At 48.1% G+C, this 14,824-nt stretch carries 14 protein-coding genes; 7 read left to right on the forward strand and 7 right to left on the reverse strand.

The features are described 5' to 3' along the window. The first annotated feature begins 324 nt into the window (after positions 1-324). Entirely contained in the window at positions 325-447 is a 123-nt protein-coding gene (locus AB3R30_RS02445) for a hypothetical protein (protein WP_458647550.1), read from the forward strand. Here the strand turns inward: AB3R30_RS02445 and AB3R30_RS02450 are convergent. Next, positions 444-920: a DUF2141 domain-containing protein gene (locus AB3R30_RS02450; RefSeq protein WP_458647551.1), complete on the reverse strand. Its 477-nt coding sequence runs from the start codon at positions 918-920 to the stop codon at positions 444-446. The two genes, AB3R30_RS02445 and AB3R30_RS02450, sit on opposite strands and share 4 nt — an antisense overlap. A gap of 82 nt (positions 921-1,002) precedes the next feature. Beyond that, positions 1,003-2,535 (reverse strand): DNA repair protein RadA, encoded by a 1,533-nt coding sequence (gene radA / locus AB3R30_RS02455; protein ID WP_458647552.1) that lies wholly within the window; start codon positions 2,533-2,535, stop codon positions 1,003-1,005. A gap of 182 nt (positions 2,536-2,717) precedes the next feature. On the opposite strand from radA, the gene rpaB reads away from it, so the two are divergent. From rpaB to AB3R30_RS02470, 3 genes are all read left to right on the forward strand, one after another. Beyond that, positions 2,718-3,455, forward strand: a complete 738-nt coding sequence (gene rpaB, locus AB3R30_RS02460) for a response regulator transcription factor RpaB (protein ID WP_171574246.1) — start codon at positions 2,718-2,720, stop codon at positions 3,453-3,455. A gap of 36 nt (positions 3,456-3,491) precedes the next feature. Beyond that, the gene (locus AB3R30_RS02465; RefSeq protein ID WP_458647553.1) at positions 3,492-4,655 is read left to right on the forward strand and encodes a cysteine desulfurase family protein; all 1,164 of its coding nucleotides are present in this window, start codon (positions 3,492-3,494) and stop codon (positions 4,653-4,655) included. 87 nt (positions 4,656-4,742) lie between these two features. Further along, positions 4,743-5,423, forward strand: a complete 681-nt coding sequence (locus AB3R30_RS02470) for a GAP family protein (protein WP_458647554.1) — start codon at positions 4,743-4,745, stop codon at positions 5,421-5,423. A gap of 25 nt (positions 5,424-5,448) precedes the next feature. Here the strand turns inward: AB3R30_RS02470 and AB3R30_RS02475 are convergent, their stop codons facing one another. After that, on the reverse strand, positions 5,449-5,859 hold the full coding sequence (locus AB3R30_RS02475) for a hypothetical protein (RefSeq protein WP_458647555.1): 411 nt from the start codon (positions 5,857-5,859) through the stop codon (positions 5,449-5,451). 267 nt (positions 5,860-6,126) lie between these two features. On the opposite strand from AB3R30_RS02475, the gene ftsH3 reads away from it, so the two are divergent. Beyond that, on the forward strand, positions 6,127-8,001 hold the full coding sequence (gene ftsH3, locus AB3R30_RS02480) for an ATP-dependent zinc metalloprotease FtsH3 (protein ID WP_458647556.1): 1,875 nt from the start codon (positions 6,127-6,129) through the stop codon (positions 7,999-8,001). A 60-nt stretch (positions 8,002-8,061) separates the two neighbouring features. Here ftsH3 and AB3R30_RS02485 read toward each other — a convergent pair whose 3' ends face one another. From AB3R30_RS02485 to glpX, 4 genes are all read right to left on the reverse strand, one after another. Next, positions 8,062-8,601: a dihydrofolate reductase family protein gene (locus AB3R30_RS02485; protein WP_458647557.1), complete on the reverse strand. Its 540-nt coding sequence runs from the start codon at positions 8,599-8,601 to the stop codon at positions 8,062-8,064. 99 nt (positions 8,602-8,700) lie between these two features. Then, positions 8,701-9,189 (reverse strand): GNAT family N-acetyltransferase, encoded by a 489-nt coding sequence (locus AB3R30_RS02490; RefSeq protein ID WP_458647558.1) that lies wholly within the window; start codon positions 9,187-9,189, stop codon positions 8,701-8,703. Positions 9,190-9,281: 92 nt separating this feature from the next. After that, positions 9,282-10,574 carry a glutamyl-tRNA reductase gene (locus AB3R30_RS02495; RefSeq protein WP_458647559.1) on the reverse strand — a complete coding sequence of 431 codons (1,293 nt, stop codon included), beginning with the start codon at positions 10,572-10,574 and terminating at the stop codon, positions 9,282-9,284. Positions 10,575-10,690: 116 nt separating this feature from the next. Further along, positions 10,691-11,728, reverse strand: coding sequence for a class II fructose-bisphosphatase (gene glpX / locus AB3R30_RS02500; RefSeq protein WP_458647560.1), 1,038 nt, complete (start codon positions 11,726-11,728; stop codon positions 10,691-10,693). Between the two features lie 372 nt (positions 11,729-12,100). On the opposite strand from glpX, the gene AB3R30_RS02505 reads away from it, so the two are divergent. After that, entirely contained in the window at positions 12,101-12,583 is a 483-nt protein-coding gene (locus tag AB3R30_RS02505; RefSeq protein WP_458647561.1) for an NUDIX hydrolase, read from the forward strand. A gap of 270 nt (positions 12,584-12,853) precedes the next feature. Then, positions 12,854-14,821: a hypothetical protein gene (locus AB3R30_RS02510; protein WP_458647562.1), complete on the forward strand. Its 1,968-nt coding sequence runs from the start codon at positions 12,854-12,856 to the stop codon at positions 14,819-14,821. The last annotated feature ends 3 nt before the right edge of the window (positions 14,822-14,824 follow it).

The raw sequence follows: 14,824 nt of genomic DNA on the forward strand, positions 1-14,824 counted from the left end.
TAAAAACAATTTTTGAAAGCGATAGAAGCTATGGGGCTTGCAGATGCAGCAAAAAAAACTCTCATCCAGCTAGGTGAAGAGCCTAAAAACAGCTAGCCCCAACATAGAATAACTGAGCCAAACAACTATATCCAAGACTGGAAAGCCCATATTCATTAGGGTATCAAGGTCTTGTTTCTTAGTAGAAAGCTTAGTGAAGCAAGCTGCTCCCAGTATTAACACTGGCGTATGAAGCGGTTCCCCAGGCAATCCCAGTCCGCAACAGCCTCTATTGAAAAGCATTATAGCGTGTAGAGGCTACCGAGATGTTAAATTTAATAGATCATGCGGTGTGCCGCTAATTTACTTGCACCTGGCTTGCAGTTTAAAGATTTTGCTGGAGAACGCTGCAAGGGCAAGAGTGAGATTTACAGCAGCGGCAAAACCCATGTCGTTTCGCCTGCTTAAGTGCCATACTTCATTTGAATCTTGACTCCGGTGCTAGGACCCGCTACTAAGAAAACAGCCTGACCAAACTTTGGTGGTCCCGTTTTCACGGCTGGATTATTGGAAAAGCCGTAGCCTTCGGTGGGCATTCCAGCGGCGTTGCGGTTGAGTTTGCGATCTCCATTCGCGTCGTGAAATGCTGCCACTGCATAGCTGCCTGCCGCCAGATTTTTGAAGGAAAACCGTATCGGTTCCTCTGTAATCTTGACGCACTCGCGCTTTGTGGATTTTCCGTCACCTTCGGGGAAGCCTTTGCTTTCAGTGAAAAGCCGAATACAAAGGAGACCTTTTTGGTTTTGTAGTCCGCCAATTTCAACGGTTAGGTTGCCCTTAAATTTAGATTGGGCAGTAGATTGGGCGTGGAGTGAAGTGATGATCAGGACACTGCTTAATGCAGCGATCGCGCCCAACCCAATCTGTAGACTCCTCAGCATGACAATTCTCCAAAACAGTGAGCGCAGACAAAATTACAGGCGGCAAGACGTAAACAAGCGGTGAATAGTTGCCGACTCTAGATTAATCGAATTCTTCCGCGATCTCAGGTCGTCCGCCTAAGGCAGTGGCGATCGCATCCACCACTCGCGCCACTTCTATCACCTCAAAACCCGGAAGCGATAAAGCTTGACCTTTCGGAATAATCGCCTGCTTGAAACCCAGTTTGGCAGCTTCCTTTAGCCGCAGTTCCATTTGCGAGACAGGACGCACCTGTCCCCCTAAGCCGACTTCGCCAATCAAGACTAGGCGCGGATCGACTAGGCGATCGCGAAAACTTGCAACTACAGCAACCGCCACACCCAGATCCGCAGCGGGTTCACTCACGCTTAGCCCACCGGATGAGGCAACATAGGCATCCAACTTGGATAATGGAATGCCTACTCGTTTTTCTAGCACTGCCAAAATTTGCAGCAGCCGATTATATTCAATTCCCGTGGTGGAGCGGCGGGGCGAACTGTAACTCGTGGGGCTAACCAACGCTTGCAGTTCCACTACAATTGGGCGGGTGCCCTCACAAGCTACAATTGTGGCACTTCCTGGCGAAACCTCATCCCGGTTGCCCAAAAATAATTCTGAGGGATTTAGCACCTCCTGCAAGCCCTGATCCACCATTTCAAATACACCGATTTCGTGAGTTGGCCCAAATCGGTTTTTGACCGATCGCAGCAATCGATGACTCGCAAAGCGATCGCCTTCAAAATACAGCACCGTATCGACCAAATGTTCTAGCACTTTAGGACCGGCGATCGCGCCTTCTTTGGTGACATGACCCACAATAAACAAAGAAATGTTCTGGCGTTTGGCAAACTGCATCAGCATGGAAGTACATTCCCGCACCTGCGCCACCGAACCCGAAGCCGACGTTAAGGCATTGAAATGTAACGCCTGAATACTATCAATCACCGCGACTTGGGGTTGAAGCGACTCTAATTCTTCCAAAATCGTGTCTAGGTCAGTTTCAGGCAATAGGTAAAGGGAGGAATCAGAAGGAATCAGAGGTAACTCCTTTGGAGACGCTGCGCGAACGGAGTTTGAGGTTCGGAGTTGCTCTTCTTGCTCCTTGCCCCTCGCCCCTTGCCTCTCCGCCCCATTCTCTCCTAGCCGCATTGCTCGTAGTTTTACCTGCTGTCCTGACTCTTCCGCACAGACATACAAGACGCGGTAATGTTGCGCTAGTTGGTTGGCAGTTTGAAGCAGAAGTGTGGATTTGCCAATGCCAGGGTCACCGCCAATCAGCACCAGAGAGCCGGGAACAATACCGCCACCAAGGACGCGATCGAGTTCAATGTAGCCAGAGGCAAGACGCGCTTGGGGATGATCAGAGATTTGAGCAAGGGTGAGGGATGCTTTGGGTTGAGCGGTAGTTTGGGCGGCGGTGCGTTTGCGACCTGTGGTGCGGTTGGTGCTGTCACTGTGCCGAGTAGACGAATTCGCTGCCGAAACCAGTTGTTCTTGCAGAGAGTTCCAGCTTTCACAGGCTAAACACTTGCCAAAATATTGAGAAAACTCAGCCCCACATTGATTGCAAACATACAGCGATCGCGATTTAGCCATTGTTTTTATACGGTATAAAATAGCTTTGTTTATGAACAGACCTATTCGTAAGAAATTGTTAAAAAACACTGAAATGTAACCAGGCAGGAATCTTTGAGGATTTCAATGTTTATCTATGAAGTACTATCTTAATGATAGGGTACGAAAATTAATGATTAGAAACTCGACTTAAGGAGCGGAAGTTGGAAAACCATAAAGAAAAAATACTGGTTGTGGACGATGAAGCCAGCATTCGCCGCATTCTTGAAACGCGCCTCTCAATGATTGGATACGACGTAGTGACGGCAGCAGATGGGGAAGAAGCACTGGACACTTTTCGGAATGCTGCTCCTGATTTGGTTGTGCTAGATGTGATGATGCCTAAGCTTGATGGATATGGGGTTTGTCAAGAATTACGCAAAGAATCGGATGTGCCGATCATTATGTTGACGGCACTAGGGGATGTTGCCGATCGCATCACAGGTTTAGAACTGGGCGCAGATGATTATGTCGTTAAGCCTTTTTCTCCGAAAGAACTGGAAGCTCGGATTCGCTCGGTTTTGCGTCGTGTTGAAAAAACGGGCAGTTCTGGCATTCCTAGCTCAGGTGTGATTCATATCAACAGCATTCGGATTGATACCAATAAGCGCCAAGTTTATAAAGGTGATGAACGAATTCGCTTAACGGGGATGGAATTTAGCTTGCTGGAATTGCTGGTTAGCCGTTCTGGAGAAGCTTTCTCTCGCTCTGAGATTTTGCAAGAAGTGTGGGGCTATACGCCAGAGCGCCATGTGGATACTCGTGTGGTTGACGTTCACATTTCTCGACTGCGCGCTAAGTTAGAAGATGATCCTAGCAATCCAGAACTAATTTTGACGGCACGGGGCACAGGCTATTTGTTCCAGCGGATTCTTGAACCGGGCGAACTGGAGAAGGCATAAGCTAGTAAGAGTCTGCGATCGTTCTTGATTTTTCCCATGCAAATTTACTTGGATTACAGTGCTACTACGCCCCCTCGCCCAGAGGCGATCGCCACAATGCAGCGGGTTTTGGCGGAAGAATGGGGTAACCCATCTAGCCTGCACGCTTGGGGACAGCGATCGGCGATCGCCTTGGAACGTGCCCGTGTGCAGGTTGCTCGGTTAATCAATGCGCCCCCAGAGTCGATTGTGTTTACCTCTGGCGGCACCGAAGCCGACAACCTGGCAATAATGGGAATTGCTCGGCACTATGAGACACCCCAGCACCTAATCATCTCTAGCGTAGAGCATTCCGCGATCGCCGAACCCGCCCGTTTACTAGAACAACAAGGCTGGCAAGTGACCCGGCTGACCGTTGATCGTCAAGCACGAGTCAACCCCCTCGATTTGCAAGCTGCTTTACGTCCAAATACAGTTCTGGTATCAATTATTTACGGTCAAAGTGAAGTGGGCACGCTGCAACCCATTTCCAAACTGGCAGAAATCACCCATCGTCACGGTTCTCTCTTTCACACCGATGCGGTACAAGTTGCTGGACGCTTGCCGATTGATGTGCAAAAGCTGCCTGTGGATTTATTGTCACTATCTAGCCACAAGCTCTACGGATCGCAAGGAGCAGGAGCGCTATACGTTCGTCCGGGGGTAACGCTGCTGCCTTTGCTGGCAGGAGGCGGACAGGAATCTCGATTACGCTCAGGCACTCAGGCAGTGGCAACGATCGCAGGCTTTGGAATTGCCGCTGGACTGGCTGCTGCTGAACTGGAGACTGAAACACCTCGCTTACTGCATCTACGCGATCGCTTATTTGACCAGCTTGCCGATGTGCCCAGATTGATGCCCACGGGCGATCGCCTACATCGCTTGCCGCACCACGTCAGCTTTTGTCTCGATCCTGCTGATAGTGACAGTCTTACGGGTAAAGCCTTGGTGCGCCAAATGAACTTAGCCGGAATTGGCATCAGCGCTGGAGCCGCCTGTCGCAGTGGCAAAGTTACCCCTAGCCCGATTTTGCAGGCAATGGGCTACAGCGATCGCGTCGCCAAATCAGGCATTCGCCTCACTTTGGGACATGACACCACCGAAGCAGACATTGATTGGACTGCAATGGTTCTGAAGCAAATACTGGCGCGATCGCCCAAACCTGCCCTGACTCACGTCTAGCGCTTTATTATACGTTGAGGATAATATAGTGAGGCTGACAAAGATTGAAGCTCTGCAAATTCCTATTCATTAGCTGGAAAATGTTTTATGGGAACTCTGCTCATTTCGCTCCTCCCATATATCATCGGCAGCGCGGTCGTGCCGCTGCAAATCATTGTTGGCTTGTTGCTTCTGAAAAGCCCTCAACAAGGACTTTTGAAAGCGATCGCCTATGTCTCTGGGATGACCATCACCCGGTTGTTGCAAGGCTTACTGTTTGGCTTTATTGTGTCCAGATCCACCGCATTTGCTGACGGCAGTAGCGGTAAGAGTCCAATCATTTCAACATTGCTTCTAGTACTCGGCATTCTCTTACTCATCGCCGCCTACAAAAAATGGAGTAAGGAGGACGATCCAGATGATCCGCCTCCTAAGTGGTTAACCAGAATTGACAGTTTAACGCCGCTTAAAGCGCTTGGACTTGGACTTGGCTTACCATTAGTCGCCGCCAAGCTATGGGTTTTCACCCTCAGCGCCCTGGCTACGATCGCCGCCGCACAACTGGGGCAAACCACCAGCGCGATCGCCTACCTACTCTTCATTTTGCTGGCTGAAACCTTGCTGATCTTGCCAATCTTGGTGCGTATTCTTATTCCCGACCGCTCACAAGCCATCCTTCTTAAACTTTCAACTTGGTTGACGACAAATAACCGACCAATCACCATCACAGTCTCGCTTGTTTTCGGTCTGTTGTTCTTGCAGTCTGGCATCAGCGGGTTACTTGCATAGGAAGTGTTATCAGCACCGACACGGCTCACAATTCACTGATCTCTTTTGCCAGAGTAAACTTTTCCCAAGTTGTGGGAATAAAGGTAATTCGGCGTAATCGCTTACTAATAACGGGTTTGCTTAATTGCTGCAAAGAGGATAACTCTAGTTTGCAGTAGCGCTTTTCACTTTTAATAGTTCGGGGTTCTTCAGGAAACAATTCCCAGCGGTAAACTTCATGGATGGCAGTCACTTCAGCATAGTAGCGAATCGTGTGCGCCTCAGCGCCAAACACTTTCGTTTGATAGAACGCTAGCCATTTCGGTTGCCAGCATTCTCGCTGTTTTAGCTTTGTCACTTGGTCAACCGGAATCCGATACCAATGTTGATCGCGGGCAATCTCCAGGTCAGCCCAATTATTCAAAATTGTAATGAGAACTTCGCCACAAAAGGACATAGGTGAGAGGGAGGAAGGGAGAAAGCGATCGCCTTTTTTTAGTCATCCCATTTAGCAATGACTTCTTTCTATTACCCGTAAGAACCTGCACTTTGCAAAGGCGAATCGCTAGGATGAAGGCTCAACCCAAACAAATGGCTAAATTACGGTTTTTGCCAAGTTGGTTTCTGAGAATTCCGTTCTGTGTCTTCTCAGATACGTTAATATTAGTTAACACAGTACGATAAAAATTGGCTCCGAACTCTGATAATAGGAGGATACACCCCGGTGAATAAGCGGTGGAGAAACGTTGGTTTATATGCTTTATTGGCGATCGTTGTCATTTCCTTAGCAACCGCCTTTTTTGATGGTCGTCAACCCCAAGGTGGACGAGACACGATGCCTTACAGTGAATTCGTGCAGCAGGTTGAAGCAGGAAAACCGCGACCTGGCGAAACTGAAAACACCAAAATAGGCAAGGTTCGGATCAGTGGCGATCGCTCCTATGCGCGCTTCCGCGCTGGCACGACTGACGTAACAGTCAACTTGCCTAGCGATCCTGACTTGATTGATATTTTGACGAAAAATGGGGTAGACATCGCCGTGATGCCTCAAGCGGAAGGAGGCGATTTCTGGTTTAAAGCACTCAGCAGTCTGTTCTTCCCAGTTTTGCTGCTGGTAGGTCTATTCTTTTTGTTGCGTCGTGCCCAAAGTGGTCCGGGTAGCCAAGCCATGAACTTTGGTAAATCCAAAGCGCGAGTGCAAATGGAGCCTCAAACCCAGGTTACGTTCGGCGATGTGGCTGGCATTGACCAGGCAAAACTAGAGCTAAATGAAGTCGTAGACTTCCTCAAGAATGCCGATCGCTTTACGGCGATCGGTGCCAAGATTCCCAAAGGTGTTTTGCTGGTAGGACCTCCTGGAACAGGTAAAACTCTCTTAGCTCGTGCAGTTGCCGGAGAAGCAGGCGTTCCCTTCTTTTCTATCTCTGGTTCCGAGTTTGTGGAAATGTTTGTCGGGGTGGGCGCATCCCGCGTTCGAGATTTGTTTGAACAAGCCAAAGCAAACGCACCCTGCATCGTATTTATTGATGAAATCGATGCTGTTGGTCGCCAACGGGGCGCAGGTTTGGGCGGTGGCAATGATGAACGGGAGCAAACCCTAAACCAATTGCTCACCGAAATGGATGGGTTTGAAGGCAATACTGGCATCATTATCATTGCCGCAACCAACCGACCTGACGTTTTGGACTCGGCGCTATTGCGTCCCGGTCGCTTTGATCGTCAAGTCGTGGTCGATCGCCCCGATTTTGCTGGACGTGCGGAGATCTTGCGGGTTCATGCGCGGGGCAAAACCTTGTCGAATGATGTGGATCTAGACAAGATCGCTCGTCGCACACCGGGCTTTACGGGTGCAGATTTGTCTAACTTGTTGAACGAAGCGGCAATTTTGGCAGCGCGGCGCAACCTGACCGAAATTTCGATGGATGAAGTAAATGATGCGATCGATCGCGTCTTAGCGGGTCCTGAAAAGAAAGATCGCGTCATGAGCGAAAAGCGCAAAACTTTAGTGGCGTATCACGAAGCGGGTCATGCTTTAGTGGGCGCGTTGATGCCTGATTATGATCCCGTTCAAAAAATTAGCATCATTCCTCGCGGTCGGGCTGGCGGTTTAACCTGGTTCACACCCAGCGAAGACCGGATGGATTCGGGGTTATATTCTCGCTCCTATCTGCAAAATCAGATGGCGGTTGCCTTGGGTGGTCGGATTGCTGAAGAACTAATCTTTGGTGAGGAAGAAGTGACCACAGGCGCTTCCAATGACTTGCAGCAAGTGGCGCGGGTTGCCCGTCAAATGGTGACGCGGTTTGGGATGAGCGATCGCCTGGGTCCTGTAGCATTGGGTCGTCAGCAGGGCAATATGTTCCTGGGACGCGATATTGCGGCTGAACGGGATTTCTCTGAAGAAACTGCTGCCACGATTGATGATGAAGTGCGTAACTTGGTGGATCAAGCGTATCGTCGTGCTAAATCGGTGCTTTCCGGCAATCGCCATGTATTGGACGATCTGGCAAACCTGTTGATTGAAAAAGAAACGGTCGATTCTGACGAGTTGCAAGAACTTTTAGCAACCAGTGATGTCAAAATGGCAACGATCGCCTAACTGCAAGTCAGTTTACAGATCGCTAGTTCTGTCATAAATCACTTTGTATTCGGGGTAACCTCATTTGAGGTTGCCCTTTTTGCTTTCGTAGGTTAGCTGCACTACTCCACTCGATCGGTATTGTTGCACATCTGTTAATTGCAGAGCAGTTTCTGGGTTTGGAGATGAGAACAAAGGAATTCCATTTCCTAAAATGACGGGCATGATGGAGAGGATGTATTGATCGATTAGTCCAAGTTTTATGAAGGTTGCAACGAGGGCGGCTCCTCCCACAAGCCAAATACGCTGAAATCCTTGTGATGTCATTTCCTGTACGAATTGATCGGGAAGGACTGAGGTGAAAAAAACATCAGGGCGATCGCTGGTGAGCGACTGCCGGGTAAATATATAGGACGGTTTACCGGGATATACCCATTCGCCAAAGCTCAAAACTTGCTCGTAAGTAGTGCGTCCCATTGCCAGCACATCCACTGATTCATAAAAGTCAGCGTAGCCAAAGTCCTCGCCTGCTCCGCCAGGAGGTAGCCAGTCTACACTGCCGTTGCTCCGGGCAATGTAACCATCAAGGCTTGTGGCAATGTACAGCACAACTTCTGTCATTGAATGCCCTAAATAAACAACAGGTCACTTTGAATTTAGCATCCGTGTTTTTCAAATCTCTATACCTGCGGCTGGTTAGGTATGTGTATATTTAAATGCTTAACGAATTAAATGCTTAACGAAGCAAACACGATGCTGTCCTGCACCATCGTAGTTCATGTGATATGGTATGCCGTCTGCTTGAGTTGCGCTAGGTTCAGCTTCAAATCCCATATGTAAATGGTAGGCAATTGAATCCTGATTGGTTGGGGACGTGACGCACCGAATGCGGACACACCCCAGTTTTTCAGTGGTTTGAAAAAATTGATTGTACAAGGTGCTGCCTATACGCTGTTTCCTAAAATCTGGATCAATTCCTACAAAGTGGATGTAGGCTTCTTCTGGATAGGTTTGAGAGACAAAACCAATCAGAAAGCCAATGACTTGACTGTTGATTTCTGCAATAAAGCTTGTCTTGCAGAAATGGATGAAAAAAAGTTTGGGAAGCATGTTGCTCATTTGCCGCCCTCCCCACCATTCGTCTAGAACGCTGATGATGGGTTGATAGTCAATCGGTTGAACGTTACGAATATTCATTTTCGTTTTCATGCTGCATTGCAGCCTTTTGCAGGAAATTAAACGACAAAAGACGCGATCGCTCACGTCTCTTGCCCATTTGAGTACTTAAATGATTACTGTAATTAGCTAAACTGCTTCTTACCAGTTTTCTCTAAATTGAACAAAACGCTCAGCGTTTGCATTGCCTGCTGTCTGGCTTCAATATCCTGTTGGGCACGGAGTTGCACCATGGGATCATGCAAAATTTTGTTGACGATGCCACGAGTCAGCGCTTCAATTACTTCCTGCTGCTTTCCACCAAACTCTGTGCCTAGACGAGACAGGGCTTTTTCTAACTCTTGCGTCCGAATGGTTTCTATCTTGTCACGCAGGCTGCTGATAGTCGAAACCGTATCCAGCGATCGCCACCAAGTTGCAAAAGTCTCCACTTCCTCATCCAACAGCACTTCTGCTTCCATTGCCATTCGCCGACGGGCTTCATGGTTCTGAGCCACGACTGCTTTCAGGTCATCGACATTGAATGCTTGCACATGGGGCAACTCATTCACGTCAGAATGCACATTACGCGGCACGGCAATATCAAACACCATTAACGGCTGCACTGGATCGAGCATGGCTTCTAGTTTGGCGCGATCGAGAATTGGTTCAGTAGAAGCAGTGCTAGTGAACACCAGATCGGCGTGGGGCAACAGTTGGGCTAAGTCCGAAATGGGATGCAACTGAAGTGCTGCTTCGGGAAAGTCCTTCGCTAGGTCTTTTGCCCGTTCCATGGAGCGGTTCAAAATTGTGATGTTGCCTGCTCCCTTGGCTAGCAAATGCTGCACCAACAAGCGCGCCATCTTACCGGCTCCCAAAATCGTAACGCGACAGGCAGCTAAGTTCTGTACCTTCGTTTGCGCCATTTCCACAGCGGCTGAACTAATAGAAACGGCTCCTGTACCAATGCTTGTTTCGGTGCGAACCCGCTTTCCGGCAGTCAGAGATTGTTTGAAAAGCTGGTTTAGGGTGCGTCCAACTCCTTTATGTTCTTGACCGAGTTTATGGCACTGCTTTACTTGAGCCAAAATTTGCCCTTCGCCTAAGACCAAGCTGTCTAACCCGGCGGACACGCGCATTAAGTGCATGACTGCATCTTGATGGAGCAAAATAAATAGATAGGGGCGCAAGTAGGCGATTGGTAGCTTGCTATGGTCACTCAAAAACTGAGTAATCTCCCGGATGCCGTTCTCAGTTTCGTTAACGACCACATAAATTTCCAGACGATTGCAGGTGCTGAGAATGGCAACTTCTTCAAGATGAGGATAGCTGCACAGTTGAGCGATCGCCTTATCGCAGCTAGTTTCTGGGATACTCAGCTTTTCTCGAACTTCGACCGGGGCAGTTTTGTGACTCAAACCCACAACAACGATGTTCATATGTCTTAATTAATGTCTTATTTATTAAACCGCTTTTTTGATGAGGGGATCAGCCAATCAACCGTTAGCTTTAGCGTTAATTTTGCGATCGGCTAACGGTTGATTGGCTCTACTTTCTAGTGCAATTGAATCACTTTAGGTTGCTCAAACATATGAATAGTATCCACAAATCGAGCCGTTTTAGATTGGCTGGAGATTACCAAAGTTTGGCTACGTGCCCCACCTTTGAAAAAGCTTACGCCTTTGATCAGGTTGCCCGATGTAATCCCGGTTCCAGCAAACAGCACATCTTTACCAGATGCAAGTTCATCTGCGTCATAGATTTTATCTGGATCGGTAATGCCCATTTCATTCAATCGAGCAATGTTCGCTTCCTTGCTTTCCCCAATCAGCCCAGTTTTGACGACAGCGGGATCGTAAATCAGTTGTCCTTGGAAGTGACCGCCTAAGCAGCGCATGGCAGCAGCAGAAATGACTCCTTCCGGTGCGGCACCAATTCCCATGAGGGCATGAATATTAGTTCCAGAAAAGCCACAGTTGATCGCAGCACCCACGTCGCCATCGCTGATCAGTTGTACTCGTGCGCCGGCTTCTCGGATCTCTTTGATCAAGTCAGTGTGGCGATCGCGCTTCATCACCACCACCACAAGCTCATCAATGGCACGATCCAGACATTCTGCCAGGATCTTCAGATTTTCAGTCGCAGATTTGGATATATCGACATGCCCTTTGGCTGCTGGAGGAGCCGCCAGTTTTCTCATATAGAAATCGGGTGCTGCAAACAGTCCACCTTTTTCAGAAATTGCCAATACTGCCATAGAGCCAGGTTGCCCATAGGCACAGAGATTAGTGCCTTCGCAAGGATCTACCGCAATGTCAATTTCGACGAGTTCGTCTGGATTGCAAAACGTTTTGGCATCAGGTTGCGAACAAACGCCCACTTCTTCGCCAATGTAGAGCATGGGGGCATCATCCCGTTCTCCTTCCCCAATTACAATGCGACCCCGCATGTAAATTTTATTCATCCGTTCCCGCATGGCTTCGACTGCCACTCGGTCTGCTTCGTTCTTATCTCCCTTCCCCATCAACCGGGCAGAGGCGATCGCAGCCTGCTCAACGACTTCAATAATCTCTAAACCGAGTGTATTTTCCACTGCGTAAGCCCTCCAAACTGCTGATTTTGCGCGGTTTTGCACATCCACTTCAATGTATAAGTCTATCAAAAGGGGGAGACGTGCTTACCAGAAATCTGGGTAGAAGTGTGTGTAAAGTTTTACTGCTAAAGCGTAAAAAGAGAGCAAGAATCAATAGGGGACGTTTGATTGGCGAATTCGTAACTATGAACACTGGATAGAATCGAGCCAAACTGCTATTGTTTTCGCTAGCTGACGCGATCGCTGAACTTGCTCGTTTTTGTTCTTAACCCGTAAAGGAGCTTTCCGCTGCTAAACCCACTGCATTCCCTAGCTCGCGTCCCTCATTTTGCAGAGCCAGGGCGAATTAATCCAAAAACTCATCAAGATTTGATGCCAGAAGTCGCCTATAGCAATGCTTTAGATCATCTTGTTTTTACCTGTGTGGATATTGCTTTCCTGTATGGCGATCGCCTATTGCTAGCAAAACGCACTCACTACCCGCGCAAATCCTGGTGGATTATTGGGGGACGAATGGTGGCTGGCGAAACTCCCATAGAATCTGCTCAACGAAAAGCATCCGAAGAAGCTCAACTCCATCACCTCACGGCCGAACGATTTCAATACATTGGCGTATATTCGACCTCTTTTGCCTTTCGCGAACAGCCTCCAATTCATCACGGTTCACACAGCGTCAACTTAACCTACCAAGTCACATTGAGTGAGCCAGAAACCCAGTTACTTCAGTTAACCAGCAACGAATATGATTCCAACTACCAATGGATTCGATTGGAGCAAATCAGCGAACTGATAGATGTCAATAGTCCACTGGATCAAGCTCTGCTGCAAATCAGCCAAGACTTACGACCCGAATAACTAATTGCTGACTGGCTGTTATCCTAAAAAACTCTGTACTCCCAACTCTTTTTGTATTCTTGCTTAACAATCTGCCAAATATAGATTTTGTATGGTACTACAGTGGGGAGATTTAGCATTGCAAGGTTATTATCCAGAAGCTTTGAATATTATTCAGAAGTTTTTAGCGATAGGTAACCTTGAATTGAGCGCAAATTGCTAAAGCGAATATATCATTAGCATCGCGCTGATTGATTTATCTAAATTTCCTATCCTTCAGGATTCAGAGCTATGAGTGAAGCGGTGAGTTCAGACCACGATCCAAATTCAAGATTACCCGAAGCCAACCAGCCGCAAGGGACACCTGTTAAGCAGGAAGAGCTTACTTCCCAGCAGAGTAACAAGGTTGCTTCTGGCGAGTCTTTGCAAGGAGCGATGCATGAAACGCACCCTCTAGGAATCGCTGATTGGCAGCCAGTAGAATTTCCTGATGCAATCAGTTTGACTCAGCTATCTCATCCAGCGTTTTCTAAGAGTGAGCTTACTCAGTCCAAAGCTTTAGATACGGAAGATCCTCGATCAGACTTAAGAAACCTGGTTGCTCAATTACGGCAAGAAAATTCAGCGTTTCGGGTTCAAGTGAGTCAGCTAGAGCGTGATCTGACCCAGGCGCAGGTGGAACTACAGCTAGAAGTCACTCGCTTTTACTGTAAGGAAGCTGAAGCAGCTATTTCGCAAAGTGAATCTCTTACGGAAATTGCGGCTCAGTCATCGCTGAGTTCTCAGGAGTTGGCGGCTATTCATCAGCAAATTAGCCAACTTTCTCAGGAATTAGATTTGTCTCAGAAGATGGGGCATCGCCAGCAGATTTTAGTCGAAACGCTGAGTGAACAGTTGGAAAGCGGGCAGGAACGTATTGCCCACCTAGAAAGGGATTGTGCTATCACTCAGCAGCGATATAACGAGCAAGTGCAACTGGTCTTACAGGCAGAAAATGTTTGTCGGGATTTGCGGATGCGGTTACACCGCCAACAACGCCAAGCACTCCAGTTTAAAGCTGCCTTAGAAAAAAGCTTGGAGATGGGATCGATGCAGGGAGGGGCGATCGCTCAGTCTGATGTAATTTCACCCAGCGCTGTCGATGTCACTCCGTTTACCCCGAAAGTTCAGTCTGTGCAACCCTGGTCGCAGGTAGCACCCGCAGGAACACCAGGATACGCAAATTGTCGTAGTAACGGAACTGTTTTACCCAATTTGCTTGCAAAGCTACTCCCCACCGATCAGCAATCAACCGCAGAGGTGGAAATGACTCCAATTCAAGAGGTGGAACTGCCACCCGTGCAAGCGCCTATGATCATAAATGAGGGGATAAATGAAGCAAATCAATCAGAGGGTGGAGTTGCTGGTGTTTTGGTGTCATCCGTAGAAGCGGCATCTACTGTACCAGCAGTTATTACTTCTGATGATGTGTCTCAATATATGAGTTTAATTTTTCCGAAACAGGTCGATTCTTCCCCTCAATCTGCAGCTGTTACACTGGTTCCGTCAGAAGCGATTTTTGACCTTAGCCCATTTTTGGAGGAAGGTGAGGCTGATTCAATTGGTACTCCTGCTGTGGAACTGCGCCCGATCGCTAAGAATATTTTGCCGCCGTTATTGCATCCACCTCGCCCCAAACAATCTGTAGTCCCTCAAAAAACTTCTGGGGAAGCCCCATTGCAATCCTCGGTTTCAAGTCAATCGAGCGATCGCGAAGATAATTTATGGGCAGATTTAGCCAAATTGATTGAGCCGGATCTGTTAGTAGACGAGTCTAGTTCACCGTCTGACTTGTCGAATCCAATAGTGGAGCAAGTTTCAGTACCAGCTAATCCATTTGAATCTGCGGCTGAGTTGATGAGGAATGAGCAATCTGATCAGGAACCCATTCAATCGGTGAAGGAGCCTAATAAGGGCGATAGCCCTTCAGCAAAGCCTCTTTCGCTAGATTTCTTTGCTTATATTGAAAAAAAGTCGAACAACGCGCCCCAGCCTGAAGCTTTGAATACTCCCAAGCCTGAGCCTAAATCTGTCAATGCAAATCTATCTCACTTTGAGAAGAAGAGCGCTGCACCTGAAGAAACGTTGGAGCCATTACCGAGCCGACCTCACACCAGTGAGAACAAGTCTATCCCTTGTCCTTCGCCAATTCTGTATCCTTTTCGTCCTGCTAAAAAGCTTAAATCCATGTCAGCCGTAGATTTACCGTCCTTCCGATAGGCG

Source organism: Sivoneniella epilithica UHCC 1019 (assembly GCF_040830845.1).
In the GTDB taxonomy this organism is placed as follows: domain Bacteria; phylum Cyanobacteriota; class Cyanobacteriia; order Leptolyngbyales; family Leptolyngbyaceae; genus ULC077BIN1.

Bases quoted from the DNA above. Each gene is read 5' to 3' on its own strand.
- AB3R30_RS02445 (WP_458647550.1), top strand. From the start codon at position 325: ATGCGGTGTGCCGCTAATTTACTTGCACCTGGCTTGCAGTTTAAAGAT.
- AB3R30_RS02450 (WP_458647551.1), bottom strand. From the start codon at position 920: ATGCTGAGGAGTCTACAGATTGGGTTGGGCGCGATCGCTGCATTAAGC.
- radA (WP_458647552.1), bottom strand. From the start codon at position 2,535: ATGGCTAAATCGCGATCGCTGTATGTTTGCAATCAATGTGGGGCTGAG.
- AB3R30_RS02465 (WP_458647553.1), top strand. From the start codon at position 3,492: ATGCAAATTTACTTGGATTACAGTGCTACTACGCCCCCTCGCCCAGAG.
- AB3R30_RS02470 (WP_458647554.1), top strand. From the start codon at position 4,743: ATGGGAACTCTGCTCATTTCGCTCCTCCCATATATCATCGGCAGCGCG.
- AB3R30_RS02475 (WP_458647555.1), bottom strand. From the start codon at position 5,859: ATGTCCTTTTGTGGCGAAGTTCTCATTACAATTTTGAATAATTGGGCT.
- AB3R30_RS02485 (WP_458647557.1), bottom strand. From the start codon at position 8,601: ATGACAGAAGTTGTGCTGTACATTGCCACAAGCCTTGATGGTTACATT.
- AB3R30_RS02490 (WP_458647558.1), bottom strand. From the start codon at position 9,189: ATGAAAACGAAAATGAATATTCGTAACGTTCAACCGATTGACTATCAA.
- AB3R30_RS02495 (WP_458647559.1), bottom strand. From the start codon at position 10,574: ATGAACATCGTTGTTGTGGGTTTGAGTCACAAAACTGCCCCGGTCGAA.
- AB3R30_RS02505 (WP_458647561.1), top strand. From the start codon at position 12,101: ATGCCAGAAGTCGCCTATAGCAATGCTTTAGATCATCTTGTTTTTACC.
- AB3R30_RS02510 (WP_458647562.1), top strand. From the start codon at position 12,854: ATGAGTGAAGCGGTGAGTTCAGACCACGATCCAAATTCAAGATTACCC.